Raw genomic sequence first — 19,857 nt, 5'->3', positions numbered from 1 at the left:
ACCGTGGCCCGATTCGAAACTTGACTTATGTCATTTGTTTTCAATCTGCCCAAAAAATTAATTTGGGAGGTTTTCAGTTAAATCACAAAGCACTAAGCCTTTGCTTCAACCGTCAGCTTCATCCATCAGGCCGCGTACCCAGCGCCCGGCCAACCAGGATGCCGGCACGCCAAGGGGGATCGACCACAGGATCGCGGTGACCGGCTCGATAATGCCAAAACCGGCGCTGTTGGCGATCAGACCGGCCAGAAACAGGTTGATGGCCACGGTCAGCGCCGTGGCCGGATAAAGCAGAATGGCCAGTTTCCAGACCGGCCATTTGCCCTCAGTGGCTGGTGCCTTCCGAGAAGGTGATCTTGTTCCAGACATTGTATTTCCCCGAAGGTTTGCGCATCGGCAGGCGGCGGATCTCTTCCAGCGTCTGCGCATCATAGACGATTACTGCGCCGTCATCTTCCCAGATCGACACCAGCGCGTGGCTGCCGTCTTTGGTGAATTCGACATGGGCCACGGTCTTGCCTGGGGCAGGGCGCAGGGTCTTCACGATCTCAAGGCTTTGCTTGTCGATCACATGCATGGCGTCCTTGTTGGGGCCAAAGAACACATCGGCCCACACATACGGCGAGTTCTCATGGCTGCGCATGAAGAACCCCGGCCCTTCGGTCTTGATCCGCTTGACGGTCTCCCAGCTTTCCATGTCGATCACCGATACTGTGCCATCGGTCAGATGCGGTGTCGCCATCACGGTGGTATCGCCGTGTTTCCAGGTGATGCCGGACCCCAGATGCGGCATACCCGGCAGGTCCAGATCGGCCACTTTCTGACCGATCACCAGATCGATCACCTGCCCTCCATTCCCATCGCGCGAGGCGCCCATGACGTATTCATAGCTCTGGTCGAAAAAGAAATCGTCCAGATAATCCGGCGTGGTTATCTTGCGCACCGGGAACGGGTCAGGGTTCTTGAATTGTCCCTCGATCCGGAAATCATGACCCAGCCCGGATTGCGGTGGGTTGGCACCGTAAAAGACCTCCCAGATCTCGGGCACGTCTTTCAGCGCCAAAACGAAGCTTTCGCGCGGCGGGGCTTGATAGACAGCCGAGACGCGGCTGGGAACGCCCTTCTTGCTCCTGACCTCGACGACCTTGGCCACCGAGAGGTCTTCGGTCGACAGCAGGGTCAGGCTGTTGGGCAGGTAGTTCGCCACGGCCACCCATTTGCCATCGCCCGACATGGCGATGTTGCGGCTGTTCAGGCCCGCGCGTACACGGCCAACCTGTTTCAGCGCCCAGATGTCGTATTTCTGCACCCAGCCATCGCGGGACATTATGAACACATAGCGGCCATCAGGGCTGAATTTCGGGCCTCCGTGCACGGCAAAGGGGGTCTCGAACCGGTCCAGAACCTCGAACGTGTCGCCATCCAGAACGCTGATATGGTGATCGCCGGTCTCAACCGCCAGTGTGATGTTCATCGGGTCGCTGTCCCACACAGGCGCGTCAACCGGGCTGTAATCCTCATCCAGAGTGCGGCTGGCCATGATTTCGGCCTCACCCCATTCAGGGTCGGTTTCCAGCGGGGATTTCAGCCAACCGGCCAGTTCCTCGATCTGCAAGGCGTCGAGTTCGTGGGAAAAGGCGGGCATCTGGGTGGCTGTGCGCCCCTCGGCGATCACGGCAGCCACGCGCGGGCCGCGCATCCGTTTCAATGTCTCGGGGATCAGCGCAGGACCAACGCCGCCCAGACGGTTTTCGCCGTGGCAGGAGGCGCAGTGTTCGGCATAGTCGGCCGGGGCGTCGGCCCATGCGGTGCCCGCCAGCAGCAGCGAACAGAAGGTGCCGATTTTCAGAGTGTCAAAAGAACTGATGCGCCGGGTCATGGCTTTTTCCTCGGAACGGAGTCACCTGCAGGCGCTCGCCCGCATCTTCGACGCCGATTTCTTGATTTGTCAGATAGCACGCCGGATCTTCGGCCCAGGGGTCGCCGGTCAGTTGCAACGCCCGAATCCGGGTGTTGCCGCCGCAGACGTCCTTGAGCTGACAAGCCCCGCAGCGCCCTTTCAGCGGACGCGGGAGGGTGCGCAGCATGGCGAGCATCGGATCATCACTGGTCCAAAGCTCGGAAAACGGTTTGGTCTTCACATTGCCGACCGTGTAGTCGGACCAGTAGGTGTCGGGATGGACCCGGCCCAGATTGTCGATATTGGCCACACCCAAACCGCTGGAATTGCCACCCCAGGCGGCCAGATGTTCACGCACATGAGCGGCTTTGTCGGCATCGAAACGTGCGCGGACCCAGTTCAGGAAATACCCGGCATCAGCGTCGTTGTTGCCGGTCACGATGTCCAGCGGGCGTCCACCCGAGGCGGCCTCCCACGCGCGCTCCAGCAACAGGTCGAGGCCCTTGCGCGTGCGCAGGTGTTCGGCATCCTCGCCCCGGTTCTTGTCGCCGCGACCAGCATAGACCAGGTGAGACAGGTAGAACTTGTCGACGCCCTCGTCGTCACACAGTTGCAGCAGGTCGGGCAGGTGGTGCTGAGTGCCTTCGGTCAGACAGAACCGAAGACCCACCTTGATGCCGCGCTTCTTGCATTCGCGTACACCGCGCAGGGCATCGGCAAAAGCGCCTTCAACACCGCGGAACCAGTCATTTGTGGCCCCGATCCCGTCCAGCGAGATGCCGACATAGTTGAACCCGACATCGGCGATCATGTCGGCGGTTTCGTCGTGAATCCGTGTGCCGTTGGTCGACAGCGCCAGCATGGGCACCAAATCGCGGGCGCGTTTGGCGATGTCGAAGAAATCGAACCGGTCCAGCGGTTCCCCACCCGAGAGGATCAGGGCCGGGACGCGAAACTGGCCCAGATCCTCAAGGGTTACCATGGCTTGCTCGTGGTTGAGCTCGCCCGGGAACGCAACATCCGCCGAGACGGTGTAGCAATGACGGCATTTCAGGTTGCAGCGTCGCGTCAGGTTCCAGATCACCACCGGTTTCACCGGTCCGGGGCGGCGTTTGCGCACTGGTGTCGGAGTGACGAGTTGATGCATGTATTCGGTCAGGCGGAACATGTCTCAGCCTTTCGTTTTCAGGCGCAGCCCGGTCTTTTTCAGGATGCGCGTGGAATAGAGGATATCTTTGGCCCGGCAGGCATCGCCCAGAATGGCGGTGATCTCGGCGCGCTTTTCTTCGACCTCGTCGCTGTCCGTGCCGTGAACCATGGCAAACAGGTTATAGGGCCAGTCGGGCAGGGCGCGGGGGCGTTCGTAGCAGTGGGTGACAAAGGGCAGAGCGCCAATCTGGGTGCCCAGTTCGGTCACGCGGTCGTCTTGCACATCCCATACGGTCATACCGTTCGAGGTCATGCCCAGTTTGTAGTGATTGGGAGCGGCAGCGATGCGGCGGATCACGCCGCTCGATTTCAGGTCGGCCAGACGAAGCAGCAACTCGTCTTCGTCCATGCCCATGTCCGAAGCCACCTGCGCGTAGGGTGCAGGCACGAGGGGCAGGCCGCCTTGCAGCGCCTCGATAATCTCTCTGTCTTTCGCGTCGATCATGCCGCCACCCGGAAGCCGATGAAAAATTCCTGCAATTTGGGAAAACAAAGAACTTCGATCCCCGTTTCCCGTTCGATGGCATCGGCGGTGGCCTCGATCCCCTCGGGGGTTTCGGTTGCCAGAACGAACCACATGTTCAGCCGATGCGTGCGTTCATAATTATGGGCAACCTCTGGATGCGCATTGACTTTGGTCAGGACGGCTTCGAAATTCTCGGGCGGAACGGCCATTGCGCACAGGCAGAACGCGCCGCCCATGGCAGCAGCATCGAAAAACGGGCCAAAGCGGGTGATCACACGGTCGTCTTTCATGCGTGTCAGGCGGCTCAGCAGCTCGTTTTCCGATATGCCCAGTTCGGTGGCAATCGTCGCATAGGGATGCGTGGTCAGTGGCAGATCGTCCTGCATCCGGTTCAGGATTGCGCGGTCGGTTTCATCCAGCGTCATGCGGCGGCCTCTCTGGCTTGGATAAGTGCGCCGGTCTGTTTGAAGCAGCGGGTCGAAAACAGGACTTTGTGGCGCGCGCCTGCCAGTTCCGGCAGCGCGGTGGCACCTGCTAGGGTTTCCAGCGCTTCGTTGCGCGACTTGGCGTGAATCATGGAATAGAGGCGATAGGGCCAGACATCCTCGACCGGGTTGCGTTCATAACATAAGGTCACGCCGGGATGCGCGGCAAGGGCCGGGCCAGCAGTAGCGACCTGATCGGCGGGCATGTCCCAGACCACCATGGCATTGGCCGACCAGCCAAGCGCCCGGTGCCGAACGATCACGCCCAGGCGCGAGATGATGCCCGCATCATGCAGCGCCTTGATACGCGCCATTACTTCGGGCGTGGATCGACCCAGTGACAGTGCCAGTTCGGCAAAAGGTTCGGTGACCAGCTGCAGGCCTGAGCTGAGCGCCTGCAGCAACGGCCGATCGCTGTCTCGCATGGCCGAGCGGTCAACTTTGCGGGGGCCCGGCACGTTGCGGGTTTTGCCCGACATGCGGAACCCGAGATCGACGTTGAACGGACGGACCAGCCGCAAATCCAGAACTCGCAGTCCGGTGCGATGGCTGATCCGCGCCAACGTGTCGTTGACATGTGCGCGGTCCGGACCGGTGGCGACGAACCACAGGTTCCAGTCATCCTCGCGCTGGTAATTGTGGTTCACGCCGGGTTCCGCATCGATCATTGCGGCGACCTCTTCCAGGCGCTCATCGGGTGCGGCGACGGCGGCCAGAGTGCTGGCCGAAACCGCGCCGGGGGCAATCGTTGCGCCCACGCGCGTTATCCGCCCGGTTGCACGCATTCGGGTCAGGCGGTCGATCACTTCGGCCTCGTCCAGGCCCAGCGCAGTGCCCAGAATCTGAAACGGGCGGTCGGTGACGGGAAAATCGCGCTGAAACTCATCCAGCAGGCGGCGGTCGATGGGGTCGGTGATATGATCCATCGGTCACAGTCCCGTTCTGTGCGCACGCGCGGTAAAGAAAATGCCCGAGGGGCTGTCCGCATCGATCTCGCGCAGTTTCTCAAAAGTCTGCGTGTCGTAGACCATGACCTTGTTGGCATCGCGCACGCTGAGCCAGACCTCATGCCCGCGCGGAGTGAACTCCATATGCAACACGGCGGGGCCGGGTTTGAATTGGTGGATGATCTCTTTGCTGACGCTGTCGATGACCTGAATCGTGTCATTCAGCGGATGGGCGAAATTCACCCAGACCTGCCGCCCGTCTGGACGGGCCATGGCAAAGACCGGCTGGCCATGCGTCTTGGTGCGCCCGGTTTCGGTCAGGGTGTCAGAGTCGATCCACAGAACCTCGTGATGGCCGACAGCGGGCAGAACAAACTCGCGCCCGGTCAGAGCCCAGCCTTCCAGATGGGGCATCTTGTAGACCGGCATTTCCTCTTGCCCGCGCCCATAGTCGGGCAGCACGCGGATGGGTTCGGGATTATCGGCCCAGAGGTCCAGCGCGGTCAGGCCATCCTCACCGAACAAGCCAGTGATATAGGTGCGGCCGTTGGCTGTGATCAACGCGTCATAGGGGTTTTTGCCCATGTCGGTGATCTTGGTGATCGCGGGGTCGCCCTTGGCGAAATCGGCAATCCATGTCTCGCCCGTGTCCCACATGGTGAACACAAAGCGGCGGCCCGGCGCATCGACCAGACCGATGGTCTTGCTGTCGGTGGGAATGTCGGCAACCATCTCGAGCGTCTCGGCATCAAAGACACGCACGCCGCCGGGTTCATAGTTCGACACGGCGACCAGCTTGCCATCGTCCGAGATCGCGCCACCTATGGCGTTGCCTGCCTGCACGACGCGGTTCACGATCTGGCGGGTGACGATATCGACCTTGGTCAGGCCACCGTCACGCCCAAACACATAGGCAAAGCGTTCATCGGGCGAGTAGACCAGCGAGGCATGGGACAGATCGCCCAGCCCCTCGATCCGCGCCAGCGCGGCCCGGTCGGATTGGTCCAACAGCAGGACCGAGCCTTTGGCCCGTTCGATCACCAGGCCCAAATCGCCGGTTGCGGTCGGTTCGGCATATGCCGTTGTCATCATCAGTGCGGCTGCAAGGCCGAGGACGAGATGTTTCATTGTGCCTCCTGTTCCAGCAGATAACGGGCGATCCATTCGGCCTCTTCTTCGCTGATCAGAGGCCGCCATGGGGGCATTGCAGTGTCGGGAATGCCGTCAAGGATGACTCCGGTCAGAACGTCGGGGTCATAGTGTTCCAGCGTCTCGGACCGCAGATCGGGACCAAGGCCGCCTTTCAGCGACAGCCCGTGGCATGAACCGCAATCCTGATGAACAAGTCGTTTCAACGCATTGGGATCAAGTGCATCGGCGGCAAAGGCGGATGTGGCCAGAACCACGGCAGTTGTCAGCACGGCGTGCGCCGTCCACCCCGGACTTTGGGCCGGGCGACGCCCCGTATTCTTATGATCGAGCCTAGCCATGAGCCTGTTCCAGCAGGTCCGCCAGCGGCCGTTCTGCATAAAGCGACACCACCTTGCCGATGATGAACAAGGTCGGCGCTTTCAGCTCTGCCTTGCGCACATCCGCCGCCAGCTGATCAAGGCGGGAGACCAGTCGGCTCTCTTCCGGCGTGGTGGCTTTGCCTACGGCCAGAACAGGGGTCGAGCCGGGCAGGTTCTCGGTCATCAGGCCCACGGCGATCTGGCCGATATTGGCCACGCCCATATAGACAACCAGCGTCGAATCGGGATCGGCCAGCCGTTTCCAGTCCAGGTCCAGAACCTTGTCGGCCTGACGGTGGCCGGTGACATATTGCACCGAGGTTGCCAGCCCGCGATGGGTCAGCGGCACGCCGGTCGAGCACGAGGCCCCTTGTGCCGCCGTGATGCCCGGAGCGTATTCAACCGCGATTCCGTGGGCCATCAGATAGGCCGCCTCTTCCGAGCCGCGGCCAAAGATCATCGGATCGCCGCCCTTCAGGCGCGCGACGGTGTGACCGGCCAAGGCCTCTTCTTTCAGGATTTCGTTGATACGGTCCTGCGGTACGGTGTGGCACTTGGGGGCCTTGCCCACCGGGATCAGCCGCGCACCGTCGGCATGGAGCTCGAGGATGTCGTCCGAGACCAGCCGGTCATAGACGACCACGTCGGCCTCTTGCAGCATACGCAGGGCGCGCAGGGTCATCAGCTCGGGGTCGCCGGGGCCGGCGCCAATCAGAAAAACCTTACCGCTCATGTGCAAACTCGCTTGTTCTGAATGTCTTCGGAACCCGGACCTTCCGGCAGCTTCCACGCGCGAATAGGGGACGTTGCTGGGGAAACCGGGCGTGTCATGAACGCAAGTTGGCGCAATCGTAAACCAACCTCCTTGACATAAGTTAAGGAGCGCGGGATTAGCGCCCGCGCTCCTTTGGTTTTGCCTGTATTGTTGCCTCGGCTCAGGGTTCGACGGTGATCATGCCGATCATGTTCTGCGTTTCCCAATGCGGCCCGCACAGGTATTCTTGCGGGCCGGGTGTGAGAAAGGTCATGTCTACCGATTCCTCGGGGAACAACCGGTCGCTTTCGGGTTCGCTGCCGTCTTTCAGCAGGACCGAATGGCTGGTGCGTTTGTCCACGTTCACCCAGCGCACGGTGGTGCCCGCCTTTACGGTCAACTCACCGGGGCAGAAGTTGTATTTGTACATCAGCACCACCTCGGCGTCCTCTACAGCGGAAGAGGGCTGGCCGAACTGCTCGACATAGCGTTCTTCGGCCTCGGCACAGATATCGGCGGTTTCATCGGCCCAGGCGGGCGCAGCCAGAAGCAGCAGCGCGGGAAGAAGGCGGTGGGGTTTCATTGTCCATGTCTCCTTTCCAAAGGGGAAGGGGCCGGATCACCCGGCCCCCTCATTTATTGTTTTACAACGTTGATGAACGCCGTGTCGTCATCCAACGCAAGGCTGGTGTTCAGGGTCACGTGGTGGAACCGCGCGGCGGCAAAGTCGTCGTGGATGGCAAAACCGACCGTGTAGGTCTTGCCAGCCTCCAGCGGCACATCACCGGGCGCACCAGAGTTCAGCGGGCGGCTGAAGACCACCGTCCACGTGCCTCCGGACAGCTCGGCCGAGGCGGCGATCTCGCCGTCATTGACCACGCGCTGTTCCAGCAGATAGCCGTTGGTAGCGCTGCCGTCCGCATAGACACGCATCAGGTCAAGATAGGTGCCGTCGGCCAGATACTGTTCGATCTGTTCGGCGGTTTGCAGTTTGTCCCAACCACCCATCGGCTTGCCGCGGCGGCCCTTGGTATCAACCTCGGTGCGGCTTTCGCTGATGTACTTGGTCACCGTGTCCTGCGCGGCCAGACGGCCCGAGACATCGCCATTGGCGGCAATCGCGTCCGCCTCGGGGGCGAAGGGCATATAGGTGTTGTCGGCGTGGCACGAGGCCCAGCAGCCCACCTGATCGCCCATCTCGATACCGGTGCCGGTGATCATCATGGCGACCTTGATCTGGTTGTCGGGGTCCATCTTGCCACCGTCCGCAAACGGCGCCGGGTTATGGCCCGCATCCGGCCATTGCAGGCGGATATACAGGTTCTCGTCGTCATGTGCGGCCTGAACGGTTGCGTCGATCACGCCCCGTTTGCCGGGGATCGGCGTCGGTTCCAGATCGCCGCCGGCCACAATCTTGTTGCCGATCGTGTCCAGTTCCTTGGCGTGACAGGTCGAACACTGATCGCCACCTTTGGTCAGCGGACGGGCGCCACCGTGGAACTTGCCGTTCTGCACCCATTCAAACGAAGCCTGACCGGGGTAGAACAGTTTCAGATCCGCGCTTGCAACCGCGTTCCAGTCGACATTGCCACCAACATCGCTGCCACCGCCACCTGCTGGCGCTGCGGCCTCTTCTCCGTTTGCCTTGGCGCGCTCTTCAGCAACGGCTGCGTCAACGGCTGCCGCGATCTGGGCCTGAACGGCCTCTTGCTGCGCTGCCTTGGCGGCTTTTTCAGCCTCTGCGTCGGCCGCTTCCTTGGCTTCGATCTTGGCAAGGCTGGCCAGGTATTCCGGCGGGATCGGGCGAATGAAGGCCGGGTTCGGGGCTTCAAGCTCTTCCAGATACTCTTCGTCGGCCCGGTCGCGGGCGTCCGAGTGCGCAATACCCTTGTGACAGTCGATACAGGTCTGACCGATCTCCATCGCGTTCAGGTGCTGCTGACGTGCGCGGGGTTTCTGGAATTCCGGCATCATCGATTCGAAATCGTGACAGTTTCGGCACTCGCGCGAGTCCGAGGACTTCATCCGCTCCCACTCGTTCATGGCCAGATGCACGCGCTTGGCCTCGAACTTTTCGCGGGTGTTGATGGTGCCGACCATCTTGCCATACAGCTCTTTGGACGCCTTGATCTTGCGGATGATCTTGTGGGTCCAGTCCTTGGGCACGTGGCAGTCGGAACAGACCGCGCCCACGCCGGAACGGTTCACGTCGTGGATCGTGCCGGTGTATTCCTCATAGACGAAATCGCGCATCTCGTGGCACGAGATACAGAAATCCTTGGTGTTGGTGGCTTCCATGGCGGTGTTGAATCCGCCCCAGAAGACGATGCCGGCGACAAAGGCTGCGGCAATGCCGGCCACGGGCATTCCCCATAGGAAATACCGGCGCCAGATCGGTTTTTTCTTTTCCGGTTCGGAAGTCATATCCGGGCTCCGTTTTGGCTGTCTTGTCTGGCCTTGGGTGGCAGGCCGGTGAGTTTGGCTGATAGGTCAAACGAGGAAAGGGCGGGCGAGGGGCCCGCCCTTTCCGATGGTTCCTGCGAACCCGTCAGGTGACGTGGTTCGAGCGGTTGTAGACGTTGAACTTGCCGGTCGGGGCAAACAGCCCTTCGATGCGGCCGATCTCTTCCAGCGTCTTGGCGTCGAAAATCACGATCTGACCGTTGGGCTCCAGCGAGTCCGACAGGTTCCACTTGGAGACCCAGACCTCGGTACCATCCGCGTTGAATTCGAAGTGAACGGCAGCGCTGCCTTCGTCTTCGGTGATCTGGATGGTTTTCACGATCTCACCGGTCTCTTTCGAGATGACCTGCACCGATTGCTGAATTTCAGGCTCGGGGTGCTTGGTCTGGTCAGCCCAGATGTAGTCCGAATTCGGGTGCGTACGGACAAACAGGCCGGGGCCATCGGTTTCCACTTCGTAGCAGGTTTTCCAAGCCTGATCCGGATGGCCTTCCGGGTCGTTGCCCCAGACCGTCACGGTGCCCACGCCGAGGTGGGTTGTACCGGCCACAGGACCACAGTTCGGGTCGATCCAGTTGGCGCCCGGTCCGGGGTGCGGCAGGGCAGCAGTGTCGATCATGGCTTCCAGCTTGTGGGTCTCGGTATCGACGACGACCATCTTGTTCGACGCGTTTGCGGCGATCTGGAAGTACCGGCCTGTCGGGTCAAAGAACCCGTCATGCAGGAACTTAGCGCTGTCGATCTTGTCGATCCGCAGGTTGTCCAGGTCGGTATAGTCGACCTGCCACAGCTGACCCAGCTCTTTGACCGCGACGATCCAGGTCGGTTCGTTCGGGGTGGTATAGATGGCGGCCACGCGGGCTTCTTCCACATAGTCCCCGTCGACGTTCACACCGCGTGTGGACACGACCTTGACCGGTTCCATGGTCTGCGAGTCGACGATCGCAAAGTGCGGCGGCCAGTAACCACCACCGATGACGTATTTACCATCACCGGATACGGCAACGTCACGTGCGTCATAGGCGATCTTGACTTCGGCCACGAGCATGTTCTCGGGCTTCTGCCACAGGTCGATCTTGGTCATCTTGCCGTCGCGGCCCATAGTGTACCAGAAGCGGCCCGGGTTTTCCGGCTCTTCCAGTTTGTGGTGCTCGGACGCTTTCAGAACGTGCACCGCATAACCCGTCGGGATGTGTGCCAGCACTTCTTTGGTGTCGCCGTCGATCACGGCCACCTTGCCTACGTCACGTTCGATGACGACGAAGAAGTTTTCCCAGTTGCGGCCGTGCAGCGGCTCGGTCGGATAGTCGGCTTCTTCGACATAGACCTTGCGGGTGGCCATCATCTGTTCCAGAGACATTTCTGGCGGTTTCGGCGGCTCCATCATAATGTAAGTCGCCATGTCCTTGATTTCCTGCTCGGTCATAATGTCCGAGAAGTTGTTCATACCGCCTTCGGTCCCCCAGGCGATGATCTTTTCGAGACGTTCCTGCCCAAGCGCAAGGGTGCCGCCTTCGGTCACGGTGCCGTCGTCTGCGGTTTTCTTCCAGTGCGGTTCAAGGTTCTTACCGGTGGCGCCTTTGCGCAGAACGCCGTGACAGCCTGCGCATTGTTCGAAATAAAGCTGTTTGGATGATTCAAACGCTTCCTCGCTGAGGGTTGGCTCTTCGGCGAAGGCTGGTGCAGCGACGCTGCCCAGCAGCATCGCCAAACCGGCCCCAAAGGCGCGGCCAGTTTTGTTGTAGCTGATTCCAAGTGACATGATCACTCTCCATTTGCGTGGTGAGGCACCTCTAAGGGTGGGATATCGCGCGCTAGCGCTCCTTGACGAAAGTCAACACAAAGGAAGCAATTCGGGCGGCAACCGGAAAAAACGCCAAAAAAACCTTGGGAAAATCTGATTCTTAGAGGCATGTTTCCCGACGTTTTGATTTTGGTTAAGTCGCCGGTTCGGTTGCGCTGCTAGGAATTGGAAAACCGTCGAGGAGAGCAGCCATGCCCGCAATTGTCACCCGTATTCTTGGCGAGGGTTTCCGTGTTTTCTTTCTGTCCGCCGGTCTCTACGGCCTGTTTGTCGGGCTGGTCTGGGGGCTGTGGCTGGCGGTGCCGTATATGGCGCCGGACTATGGCATGACGCCACCGATGTGGCACGCGCATGAAATGATCTTTGGCTATGCCACTGCCGCGCTGGGTGGGTTCTTTCTGACAGCTGTGCCCAACTGGACCGGCGCGCCCGAGGCGCGGGCACGCTTTATTACTCTGGCCGCTGCGCTGTGGCTCGCGGGGCGGATGGCCATGTGGTTTTCCGGGATGCTGCCGCCGGTGTTTGTTGCGGTGGTCGATCTGGCCTTTGTGCCTGTTCTGGCAGCCAAAATCCTGACACAGCTGATCCGTCGCCCGAAGCCGCAGAACCTGATTTTCCTGCTGTTGCTCAGCCTGATCTGGGCCGCGGACCTGCTGACACATCTGGAATGGATGGGAATCACCGCTGACACGCTGCAAACCGGGCTGCGCGCCGGGTTGCTGAGCTTGTGTGCGATGATCGCCATTCTGGGCGGGCGGATTACGCCGGCCTTCACCCGCAACGCCATGAAGCGCGACGGCGTGCCCGAGGCGGATTGGCCGGTCTCGGTCGCCGCTCTGGATAAGGCGGGCATGATTCTGGCCCTGATTCTGCCGCTAGGCGCCCTGCTGTTCGGCGCCGGGCCGGTGGCCGGGGCAGGGGCGCTGGCATTGGGCGCGGTGCAGATTCTGCGCATGTCTCGCTGGCGCACACGCTGGGCTGCACGGCAGCCGATTCTGCTGGCGCTGCATCTGGGACTTGGAATGCTGGCGTTGGGCCTGATTCTCTGGGGATTTTCGGTGCTGGGCATCGGCAATGAAGTCGCCGCCCTGCACGTTCTGGGCATCGGCTGCGTCGGTGGCACGACCCTGGCGGTCATGAGCCGCGCTGCGCTGGGCCACAGTGGCCGGGCGTTGATCGCACCCGCCCCAATGGTTGTCGCCTATGGGCTGATGGCCGTGGCTGCTCTGTCGCGCTGGATCGGGGCCGAGTTGAACGCGGGCTATATGGTGGCAATGCTGCTGTCCGACGGCCTTTGGGTCTGTGCGTTTGCGCTGTACCTGATTGCCATGTGGCCGGCACTGACAGGCCCTCGTGCGGGCAGGGCGGGATGATTTTTAATTACTTCGGCCAGTCTTGACTTTCGTTAAGGAGACACAATGGCCCAACCGTCATGTTGTCCAGACTAGCTAATCTGCGCAAAGGAGAGCGCAATGCGAGAAGTCATGACCAAGAGCATGGCCCGCAACATATTTTATGGCGGGTCACTGTTCTTTATCCTCATCTTCCTGGCCCTGTCGGCCCATTCCCACTGGTATATCGTGAATTCCGAGAACTCGGAAAAGCTCGATGAAAGTGTGGTCCGGGGCAAGCATGTCTGGGAAAAACACGCCTGTATCAACTGTCATACGATCCTGGGTGAGGGTGCCTACTTTGCGCCCGAAGTCGCGAATGTAATGACCCGCTGGGGTGTCCTCGACGACCCGGAATCGGCCTTTGAATCCCTTAAAGGCTGGATGGAGGCGCAGCCGACCGGCATTCCCGGTCGTCGGCAGATGCCGCAATTCAATCTCAGCGACGAAGAACTCCGCGACCTGACCAACTTCCTGATCTGGACGGACAATATCGACGCTCAGGGCTGGCCGCCCAACGAGGCCGGCTGAGAAAGGGAACGGAGCAATGAAATACGAATCCCAAAAAATCGCCTACGCCTACTTCGCAGTGGCAATGGCCCTGTTTGCGATCCAGGTGATCGGCGGCCTGCTGGCCGGTCTGATCTATGTGTTCCCAAACTTCCTGAGTGAGCTTCTGCCGTTCAACATCGTACGGATGCTGCACACTAACTCGCTGATCGTCTGGCTGATCCTGGGCTTCTTCGGCGCCGCCTATTTCCTGATCCCGGAAGAGTCCGAACGCGAGATCCATTCACCCAAGCTGGCCTACCTGCAGCTGATCATCCTTGTGGTCGGCACATTGGGCGTGGTTGTGACCTATGTGTTCAACCTGTTCGAAGGCAACTGGCTGCTGGGCAAAGAGGGCCGAGAGTTCCTTGAACAGCCCAAATGGGTCAAGGCGGGCATCGTCGTGGCCGCGCTGATCTTCCTTTACAACGTGTCGATGACCGTTCTGAAGGGCAAAAAGACCGCCATCACCAACATCCTGCTGTTGGGTCTGTGGGGGCTGGCGCTGCTGTTCCTGTTTGCCTTCTACAACCCGGGCAACCTGGCTCTGGACAAACAATACTGGTGGTATGTCGTCCACCTGTGGGTTGAAGGCGTGTGGGAACTGATCATGGCCTCGATTCTGGCCTACCTGATGCTGAAGCTGACCGGTGTTGACCGTGAGGTGGTCGAGAAATGGCTCTATGTCATCGTCGCCGCCGCGCTGTTCTCGGGCATCCTTGGTACGGGTCACCACTACTACTGGATCGGTACGCCTGCGTACTGGCAATGGATCGGTTCGATCTTCTCGAGCCTCGAGGTGATCCCATTCTTCGCGATGATGGCCTTTGCCTTCGTCATGGTCTGGAAAGGCCGTCGTGACCACCCCAACAAGGCCGCGCTGCTTTGGTCGCTGGGCTGTGCCACGCTCGCCTTCTTCGGTGCCGGTGTCTGGGGCTTCCTGCACACGCTGCACGGGGTGAACTACTATACCCACGGCACGCAGATTACCGCGGCGCACGGTCACCTGGCCTTCTACGGTGCGTATGTCTGCCTCAACCTGGCGATCTTCAGCTATGCGATGCCGATCCTGAAGAACCGTGATCCGTACAATCAGGTGCTGAACATGGGTTCGTTCTGGCTGATGACCAGCGGCATGGTCTTCATGACCTTCGTCCTGACCTTCGGCGGCACCGTGCAAACACATATGCAACGTGTGGTCGGTGACTATTTCATGGACGTGCAGGATCAGATCGCGATCTTCTACTGGATGCGTCTTGGTTCGGGTGTCGTCGTTGTCCTCGGTGCGCTGCTGTTCATCTACTCGATCTGGGTGCCCCGGAAAGAGGTGGTTGAACCCGGCCCGATCGAACGCGACCGGCTGGAAAGCGATCCTGACCACGTAGCAGCGGAGTCATGAAGATGGACGGATCCATGAATCTGAAAGAGGGGGCGGCAAACGCCCCCTTCTACCTGCCCCAGAGCGATGAATGCGATGTGTTCACCGCTGCCTACAACAACGATCTGCCGGTTCTGCTGAAAGGGCCGACAGGCTGCGGCAAGACCCGGTTCGTGGCCCATATGGCCGCCAAACTTGGACGCCCGCTTTACACCGTGGCCTGCCACGACGACCTGGCTGCTGCCGACCTGATCGGGCGTTACCTGCTGAAAGGTGGCGAGACCGTCTGGGTCGATGGCCCCCTGACCCGCGCGGTGCGCGAGGGCGCGATCTGCTACCTTGATGAGGTGGTCGAGGCCCGCAAGGACGTCACTGTTGTGCTGCACCCGCTGACCGACGACCGGCGCATCCTGCCGATCGACCGCACTGGCGAAGAACTTGAAGCCGCACCCGGCTTCATGCTGGTGGCTTCGTACAACCCCGGTTACCAGAATATCCTGAAAACCCTGAAACCCTCGACCCGTCAGCGCTTTATCTCGCTCGAGTTCGACTTTCCGTCGCCCGAGATGGAGGCCGAAGTTGTCGCGCAGGAAAGCGGTCTGCCGCTGGAACGCTGCAAGCCGCTGATCCGGTTGGCGAACAAGCTGCGCGGGCTCAAGGGTCAGGACCTTGAGGAAGGCGTTTCCACCCGTCTGGTTGTCTATGCCGCGACACTGATCGCACAGGGCATGTCGACCGACCGCGCCATCCTTGCCGCTATGATCGAACCTCTGACTGATGACGAGGACATCAAACGCGGGCTCCTCGATCTTGTCACGGCCGTCTTTGGGTGAGGCCGGCCGATGGTCAGGATCGAATTTGAGCCATGGGAACCCGAAGAAACGATCGGGAAACTGTGGCACACCCTTGCCAGCCGTCTCGATGCACCTGAGGTGCATGTTGGAGCCGCGGTCGACCTTTCTGAGGTCGCGGGGCGGCTGGCCGTCCTCTTCCGAGGGCTTGGGGGTAGCCCGGGCGTTGAATTGCGCCCGGTCTCGCCCGAGGTTTCACGTCACCGCCTGAGCTGGCGCCGCAAATTGGCGACCGAGGTCGAACTGATGCCGCGCGCCTCGTTCGATGGTGAGGTATTGCGCCTTCCGGACCGGCTGGCGGTTTATCCCCTGCGCGAGGCGAATGGCGCGCTTTACGTCTGGCTGGCGGCTGCGGCGGCTCATGCCGGAACCCGAATTGACGAAGAAGACCTGCTGCGTGCCGATCTGCATTCGCTGGCTGCGGCCCGGCAGATGGTCGAGGCCACGCTGGAAGACGCCCCGGGTCTGCGCCCGCTTTACAAGGAATTGTGCAAGGGGTTGCTGTACCAGCGCAGCGTTCCCGATTTGCCGCCTGTCGAGGCAGCGGTGGAAGGTATCGTGCGCCATATGTTGGGCGATCCCGAACCCTTGTCGGACCGCGCCCGGGCGTTTCTGGAGATGGACGACGAGGTTTCGGCCCCGCGCGGCTATCAGCCATTTCGTCCGGTGCCGCTGTGGCCCGAGCTGCGCGCTGTCGGCTTTTCCGAACATAACGAGGTCGAAAATCCGGAAACCGAGGGCGAGCCCGAGGAGTCCGGTGAAAAGACCCACCGCGCCCGCCGCCGCAAATCCGACCAGGCTGAGCGGAAAGACAGCCTGATCCTGCACAAGTTCGAAGCGATCCTCAGCTGGGCTGAGTTCCTGAACCTTAACCGCCGGGTCGATGATGACGACCCCGACAACGCCAAAAAGGCTGCGGACGATCAGGAAGAGATCGGGCTGGGTCAAATATCCAAAGCACCGCCGACCAAGCTGAAACTGCATCTGGACCTTGCGCCCGAGGATGTGAACCGCGAGCGTTTGTCTGGCCGTATCCTCTATCCCGAATGGGACGTGCGCACCGGGCAGTACCTGCCGGATCACGTGAACGTTCTGCTGTCGGATGCTGATATCCGTGAGGATGCCGCCGAGTTCGGCAAGGACCCCGCCACCGCCCGCCGTATCCGTGCCGTGAAACGCCAGTTCGAGGCGCTGCGCCCCGGTCGGGTGATGACGCGTGGCCATCTGGACGGCGATCAGTTGGACATCGAAGCCGCGGTACGCGCTGAGACCGACCGAATGGCCAGCGGCGAAGGCAACGAACGCGTCTGGATGCAGTCGCGCCCCGTGGCGCGTGATCTGGCGGTGTCGATTCTGCTGGATGTCAGCCGTTCTACCGAAAGCGCCGTCACGGGCCGCGCCGTGATCGACATCGAGCGCGAAGCACTGGCCGCGCTCGCCTGGGGCCTGAACGCCTGTGGCGATGATTTCGCCATCCATGCCTTCAGCTCTCTGAAGCGTCAGCGGGTCTATGTGCAGCGTTGCAAGCGGTTTGATGAGCCGATGGGCACAAGGGTCGAACAACGCATCGCCTCGCTCCGCCCCGGCCACTATACCCGCCTTGGGGCCGCGATCCGGCATTGTTCGTCTGATCTGGCAGAGCAGTCCCGCAAACGCCGGTTGTTGCTGGTGATCACCGACGGCAAGCCCAACGACCTGGACCATTACGAAGGTCGCCACGGCATCGAAGACACCTGCATGGCTGTACGCGAGGCCCGTCGGGCCGGGCAATCGGTCTTTGGCGTCACCATCGACAAAACCGGCAAAAGCTGGTTCCCGCGTATGTTCGGGCAGGGCGGCTTTGCCGTCATCCCCGACCCGCACCGCCTGACAATGGCTCTGCCGCAGATCTATCGCCAACTGGTCGGCGCATGAGCGAAACCTCTCTGATCGACGAGCTTCCGGGCGAGTTGCTGATGTGGGTCCTGATCATCTCGGAACTGCTGGTCTTCGGCGCCGGGATGATCGCCTTCATGGGGGTGCGGCTCACCGACCCGGCGGGCTTTGCCGAGGCACAGTCGCATCTGCACCGCACGGGGGCCGCATTCAACACCGCCGTTCTGGTCACGTCCGGCTATCTGGCCGCACAGGCCCTGCATTGGCGCCAGGCTGCCCGACGTGGGGCGGCGCGTCTGGCCTTGATCGGGGCGGCTCTGCTGGGCGTGGTGTTCCTGATCATCAAGGGCACGGAATATGCGGACAAAGCGGCGCAGGGGATCGGTTTCGAATCGCATCCGTTCTTTCTGTTCTACTACCTGCTGACGGGCTTTCACGCTGCACATGTGCTGGCCGGGGTCGGCATCCTTCTGCTGGTCTCCTGGAAGGATGATCCTCGCAATATCGAGGCCGGCGCCCAGTTCTGGCATATGGTCGATCTGGTCTGGATCATGTTGTTCCCCGTGATCTACCTGCTGGGATGAAAGCGATGCGCGGCTCTTCATCTTTTCCCAAATACTCCCGCCGGAGGCTCCCAAGCCCAATCACTTGCGCCTGGTTTGCCCTGCTGGCGCTCAGCGTCACATCCGCCCTGCTGACCATGATGCCCATACCATCAAAGCTTTTGGGCGCCGGGATTCTGATCCTTGCGTTGGCCAAATCCCGCATCATTCTGGCCCAATATCTGGACCTCGCCCACAGCCCGGGTTGGCTGCGGGGATTCACCATGGTTGTGACCGCGTTTGCGGTGCTGATTTTCGGCCTCTACCTGATCTGAGAAAGAAAAAAAGCCGCCCATGAGGGCGGCAGTTTTCCAAGCAAGGGGCGCTTTGGTTATTGGGCGGCCATCGGCATCCGCGCGATCTGGCACTGTTGCCACAGGGCCGACAGCGCATTGACCAGATGGTCGATATCGGCATCGGTGTGAACCGGAGACGGCGTGATCCGCAGACGCTCGGTTCCCTTGGGGACGGTGGGGTAGTTGATCGGCTGGATGTAGATACCGAACTCTTCCAGCAACGTGTCCGAGATGAATTTGCATTTCACCGGATCACCCACCATCACCGGGATGATATGGCTGGGGTTCGGCAGATGCGGAATGCCCTCGGCGTCCAGACGGGCGCGCACCTGCGCCACGCGTGCCTTTTGCAGGTCGCGCTCGGCGTTCGACTGTTTCAGGTGCCGGATCGAGGCCGCGGCACCTGCCGCGATCGACGGGGGCAGGGCGGTGGTAAAGATGAACCCGCTGGCAAAGCTGCGTACAAAATCGCACAGCGCGGCCGAAGCGGCGATGTAGCCGCCGACAACGCCAAAGGCCTTGCCCAGCGTACCCTCGATCACGGTCAGGCGATCCATCAGGCCTTCGCGTTCGGCAATGCCGCCGCCGCGCGGGCCATAGAGGCCAACGGCGTGGACCTCGTCCAGATAGGTCATGGCACCGTATTTGTCGGCCAGATCGCAAATCTCTTTGATCGGGGCGATGTCGCCGTCCATCGAATAGACCGATTCGAATGCGATCATTTTCGGCGCATCGGGGTCTGCGGCGGCCAGTTTCGCCTCAAGATCCTCAAGGTCATTGTGTTTCCAGATGACCTTTTGGGCGCGTGAGTGGCGGATGCCTTCGATCATCGAGGCGTGGTTCAAGGCATCTGAGAACACGATGAGACCGGGGATTTTTGACGCCAGCGTGCCAAGAGCGGCCCAGTTCGAAACATAACCCGACGTGAACAGCAGCGCGGCCTCTTTGCCGTGCAGATCGGCCAGTTCGGCCTCCAGCAGCACGTGATCATGCGTGGTGCCCGAGATGTTCCGGGTTCCACCGGCGCCTGCACCGCAACGGTCCAGCGCATCATGCATGGCCGAGATCACTGTGGGGTGCTGCCCCATGCCCAGATAATCGTTCGAGCACCAGATGCGCACGTCCCGCTGGACCTGCCCATCGGTTTGGCGCGCGTTCGGGAAAGACCCGCAGCGACGTTGCAAGTCGATGAAGACGCGATAGTTTCCTTCTTCCCGCAAACTATCGAGGCTCTGGCTGAAAAATCGCTCGTAGTCCATCTTTCTAGCTCCCCGGAATACTGGCTTTGGGGTGAGGGTATGCGCCTTGAAGCCGCCGCAACATGACAATAGTCAAGTTGACCTGGGAAAAGACTGGTGCGTTGGGCTGAGCTTTGG

General features: G+C 60.9%; 20 protein-coding genes. 7 read left to right on the top strand and 13 right to left on the bottom strand.

The genetic code is table 11. The features are described 5' to 3' along the window. Positions 1-105 precede the first annotated feature (105 nt). The 12 genes from ACOQFT_RS03300 to ACOQFT_RS03245 all read right to left on the bottom strand — a co-directional run bounded on the left by ACOQFT_RS03300 (position 106) and on the right by ACOQFT_RS03245 (position 11,497). Entirely contained in the window at positions 106-369 is a 264-nt protein-coding gene (locus ACOQFT_RS03300; RefSeq protein ID WP_421596637.1) for a hypothetical protein, read from the bottom strand. Next, the gene (locus tag ACOQFT_RS03295) at positions 326-1,879 is read right to left on the bottom strand and encodes a cytochrome D1 domain-containing protein (protein ID WP_421596636.1); all 1,554 of its coding nucleotides are present in this window, start codon (positions 1,877-1,879) and stop codon (positions 326-328) included. Before ACOQFT_RS03295 ends, ACOQFT_RS03300 begins: the two co-directional genes overlap by 44 nt. Further along, positions 1,854-3,068 (bottom strand): heme d1 biosynthesis radical SAM protein NirJ, encoded by a 1,215-nt coding sequence (gene nirJ / locus ACOQFT_RS03290; RefSeq protein ID WP_421596635.1) that lies wholly within the window; start codon positions 3,066-3,068, stop codon positions 1,854-1,856. Before nirJ ends, ACOQFT_RS03295 begins: the two co-directional genes overlap by 26 nt. A gap of 3 nt (positions 3,069-3,071) precedes the next feature. Continuing rightward, on the bottom strand, positions 3,072-3,554 hold the full coding sequence (locus ACOQFT_RS03285) for an Lrp/AsnC family transcriptional regulator (protein ID WP_421596634.1): 483 nt from the start codon (positions 3,552-3,554) through the stop codon (positions 3,072-3,074). Beyond that, positions 3,551-4,000 (bottom strand): Lrp/AsnC family transcriptional regulator, encoded by a 450-nt coding sequence (locus ACOQFT_RS03280; protein ID WP_421596633.1) that lies wholly within the window; start codon positions 3,998-4,000, stop codon positions 3,551-3,553. The genes ACOQFT_RS03285 and ACOQFT_RS03280 overlap by 4 nt, the downstream gene beginning before the upstream one ends. Beyond that, positions 3,997-4,986 (bottom strand): AsnC family transcriptional regulator, encoded by a 990-nt coding sequence (locus tag ACOQFT_RS03275; protein WP_421596632.1) that lies wholly within the window; start codon positions 4,984-4,986, stop codon positions 3,997-3,999. The genes ACOQFT_RS03280 and ACOQFT_RS03275 overlap by 4 nt, the downstream gene beginning before the upstream one ends. 3 nt (positions 4,987-4,989) lie before the next feature. Next, positions 4,990-6,135 (bottom strand): cytochrome D1 domain-containing protein, encoded by a 1,146-nt coding sequence (locus ACOQFT_RS03270; RefSeq protein ID WP_421596631.1) that lies wholly within the window; start codon positions 6,133-6,135, stop codon positions 4,990-4,992. Continuing rightward, positions 6,132-6,497, bottom strand: coding sequence for a c-type cytochrome (locus ACOQFT_RS03265; RefSeq protein ID WP_421596630.1), 366 nt, complete (start codon positions 6,495-6,497; stop codon positions 6,132-6,134). The genes ACOQFT_RS03270 and ACOQFT_RS03265 overlap by 4 nt, the downstream gene beginning before the upstream one ends. Next, positions 6,490-7,251, bottom strand: a complete 762-nt coding sequence (gene cobA / locus ACOQFT_RS03260) for a uroporphyrinogen-III C-methyltransferase (RefSeq protein WP_421596629.1) — start codon at positions 7,249-7,251, stop codon at positions 6,490-6,492. The genes ACOQFT_RS03265 and cobA overlap by 8 nt, the downstream gene beginning before the upstream one ends. 202 nt (positions 7,252-7,453) lie before the next feature. After that, positions 7,454-7,855 (bottom strand): cupredoxin domain-containing protein, encoded by a 402-nt coding sequence (locus ACOQFT_RS03255; RefSeq protein ID WP_421596628.1) that lies wholly within the window; start codon positions 7,853-7,855, stop codon positions 7,454-7,456. A gap of 53 nt (positions 7,856-7,908) precedes the next feature. After that, complete coding sequence (locus tag ACOQFT_RS03250) at positions 7,909-9,696, bottom strand: NapC/NirT family cytochrome c (protein WP_421596627.1); 1,788 nt, start codon at positions 9,694-9,696, stop codon at positions 7,909-7,911. Between the two features lie 124 nt (positions 9,697-9,820). Then, positions 9,821-11,497 (bottom strand): cytochrome D1 domain-containing protein, encoded by a 1,677-nt coding sequence (locus ACOQFT_RS03245; RefSeq protein ID WP_421596626.1) that lies wholly within the window; start codon positions 11,495-11,497, stop codon positions 9,821-9,823. Positions 11,498-11,730: 233 nt separating this feature from the next. On the opposite strand from ACOQFT_RS03245, the gene ACOQFT_RS03240 reads away from it, so the two are divergent. The 7 genes from ACOQFT_RS03240 (at position 11,731) to ACOQFT_RS03210 (ending at position 18,460) form a co-directional block, all read left to right on the top strand. Further along, on the top strand, positions 11,731-12,912 hold the full coding sequence (locus ACOQFT_RS03240; RefSeq protein ID WP_421596625.1) for an NnrS family protein: 1,182 nt from the start codon (positions 11,731-11,733) through the stop codon (positions 12,910-12,912). A 99-nt stretch (positions 12,913-13,011) separates the two neighbouring features. Next, the gene (locus ACOQFT_RS03235) at positions 13,012-13,461 is read left to right on the top strand and encodes a c-type cytochrome (RefSeq protein WP_421596624.1); all 450 of its coding nucleotides are present in this window, start codon (positions 13,012-13,014) and stop codon (positions 13,459-13,461) included. A gap of 16 nt (positions 13,462-13,477) precedes the next feature. Beyond that, on the top strand, positions 13,478-14,878 hold the full coding sequence (locus ACOQFT_RS03230) for a cbb3-type cytochrome c oxidase subunit I (protein ID WP_421596623.1): 1,401 nt from the start codon (positions 13,478-13,480) through the stop codon (positions 14,876-14,878). A 2-nt stretch (positions 14,879-14,880) separates the two neighbouring features. Continuing rightward, on the top strand, positions 14,881-15,690 hold the full coding sequence (locus ACOQFT_RS03225) for a CbbQ/NirQ/NorQ/GpvN family protein (RefSeq protein ID WP_421596622.1): 810 nt from the start codon (positions 14,881-14,883) through the stop codon (positions 15,688-15,690). 9 nt (positions 15,691-15,699) lie between these two features. Next, complete coding sequence (locus ACOQFT_RS03220; RefSeq protein WP_421596621.1) at positions 15,700-17,622, top strand: nitric oxide reductase activation protein NorD; 1,923 nt, start codon at positions 15,700-15,702, stop codon at positions 17,620-17,622. Continuing rightward, positions 17,619-18,167 (top strand): cytochrome c oxidase subunit 3, encoded by a 549-nt coding sequence (locus ACOQFT_RS03215; protein ID WP_421596620.1) that lies wholly within the window; start codon positions 17,619-17,621, stop codon positions 18,165-18,167. Before ACOQFT_RS03220 ends, ACOQFT_RS03215 begins: the two co-directional genes overlap by 4 nt. Positions 18,168-18,172: 5 nt before the next feature. After that, a complete protein-coding gene (locus ACOQFT_RS03210; RefSeq protein ID WP_421596619.1) occupies positions 18,173-18,460 on the top strand; it encodes a cytochrome C oxidase subunit IV family protein in 288 nt (95 codons plus the stop codon). 56 nt (positions 18,461-18,516) lie between these two features. Here ACOQFT_RS03210 and hemA read toward each other — a convergent pair whose 3' ends face one another. Next, the gene (gene hemA / locus ACOQFT_RS03205; RefSeq protein ID WP_421596618.1) at positions 18,517-19,740 is read right to left on the bottom strand and encodes a 5-aminolevulinate synthase; all 1,224 of its coding nucleotides are present in this window, start codon (positions 19,738-19,740) and stop codon (positions 18,517-18,519) included. Positions 19,741-19,857 lie beyond the last annotated feature (117 nt).

The organism is Ruegeria sp. MALMAid1280 (genome assembly GCF_049195285.1).
Lineage (GTDB): Bacteria > Pseudomonadota > Alphaproteobacteria > Rhodobacterales > Rhodobacteraceae > Ruegeria.
Note: the sequence above shows the minus strand (reverse complement) of the source record. Positions and strands in the feature narration are given on the sequence as shown.

Bases quoted from the DNA above. Each gene is read 5' to 3' on its own strand.
- ACOQFT_RS03295 (WP_421596636.1), bottom strand. From the start codon at position 1,879: ATGACCCGGCGCATCAGTTCTTTTGACACTCTGAAAATCGGCACCTTC.
- ACOQFT_RS03225 (WP_421596622.1), top strand. From the start codon at position 14,881: ATGGACGGATCCATGAATCTGAAAGAGGGGGCGGCAAACGCCCCCTTC.
- ACOQFT_RS03245 (WP_421596626.1), bottom strand. From the start codon at position 11,497: ATGTCACTTGGAATCAGCTACAACAAAACTGGCCGCGCCTTTGGGGCC.
- ACOQFT_RS03240 (WP_421596625.1), top strand. From the start codon at position 11,731: ATGCCCGCAATTGTCACCCGTATTCTTGGCGAGGGTTTCCGTGTTTTC.
- ACOQFT_RS03215 (WP_421596620.1), top strand. From the start codon at position 17,619: ATGAGCGAAACCTCTCTGATCGACGAGCTTCCGGGCGAGTTGCTGATG.
- ACOQFT_RS03255 (WP_421596628.1), bottom strand. From the start codon at position 7,855: ATGAAACCCCACCGCCTTCTTCCCGCGCTGCTGCTTCTGGCTGCGCCC.
- ACOQFT_RS03285 (WP_421596634.1), bottom strand. From the start codon at position 3,554: ATGATCGACGCGAAAGACAGAGAGATTATCGAGGCGCTGCAAGGCGGC.
- cobA (WP_421596629.1), bottom strand. From the start codon at position 7,251: ATGAGCGGTAAGGTTTTTCTGATTGGCGCCGGCCCCGGCGACCCCGAG.
- ACOQFT_RS03280 (WP_421596633.1), bottom strand. From the start codon at position 4,000: ATGACGCTGGATGAAACCGACCGCGCAATCCTGAACCGGATGCAGGAC.
- nirJ (WP_421596635.1), bottom strand. From the start codon at position 3,068: ATGTTCCGCCTGACCGAATACATGCATCAACTCGTCACTCCGACACCA.
- ACOQFT_RS03275 (WP_421596632.1), bottom strand. From the start codon at position 4,986: ATGGATCATATCACCGACCCCATCGACCGCCGCCTGCTGGATGAGTTT.
- hemA (WP_421596618.1), bottom strand. From the start codon at position 19,740: ATGGACTACGAGCGATTTTTCAGCCAGAGCCTCGATAGTTTGCGGGAA.
- ACOQFT_RS03235 (WP_421596624.1), top strand. From the start codon at position 13,012: ATGCGAGAAGTCATGACCAAGAGCATGGCCCGCAACATATTTTATGGC.
- ACOQFT_RS03265 (WP_421596630.1), bottom strand. From the start codon at position 6,497: ATGGCTAGGCTCGATCATAAGAATACGGGGCGTCGCCCGGCCCAAAGT.
- ACOQFT_RS03210 (WP_421596619.1), top strand. From the start codon at position 18,173: ATGCGCGGCTCTTCATCTTTTCCCAAATACTCCCGCCGGAGGCTCCCA.
- ACOQFT_RS03230 (WP_421596623.1), top strand. From the start codon at position 13,478: ATGAAATACGAATCCCAAAAAATCGCCTACGCCTACTTCGCAGTGGCA.
- ACOQFT_RS03270 (WP_421596631.1), bottom strand. From the start codon at position 6,135: ATGAAACATCTCGTCCTCGGCCTTGCAGCCGCACTGATGATGACAACG.
- ACOQFT_RS03220 (WP_421596621.1), top strand. From the start codon at position 15,700: ATGGTCAGGATCGAATTTGAGCCATGGGAACCCGAAGAAACGATCGGG.
- ACOQFT_RS03300 (WP_421596637.1), bottom strand. From the start codon at position 369: ATGTCTGGAACAAGATCACCTTCTCGGAAGGCACCAGCCACTGAGGGC.
- ACOQFT_RS03250 (WP_421596627.1), bottom strand. From the start codon at position 9,696: ATGACTTCCGAACCGGAAAAGAAAAAACCGATCTGGCGCCGGTATTTC.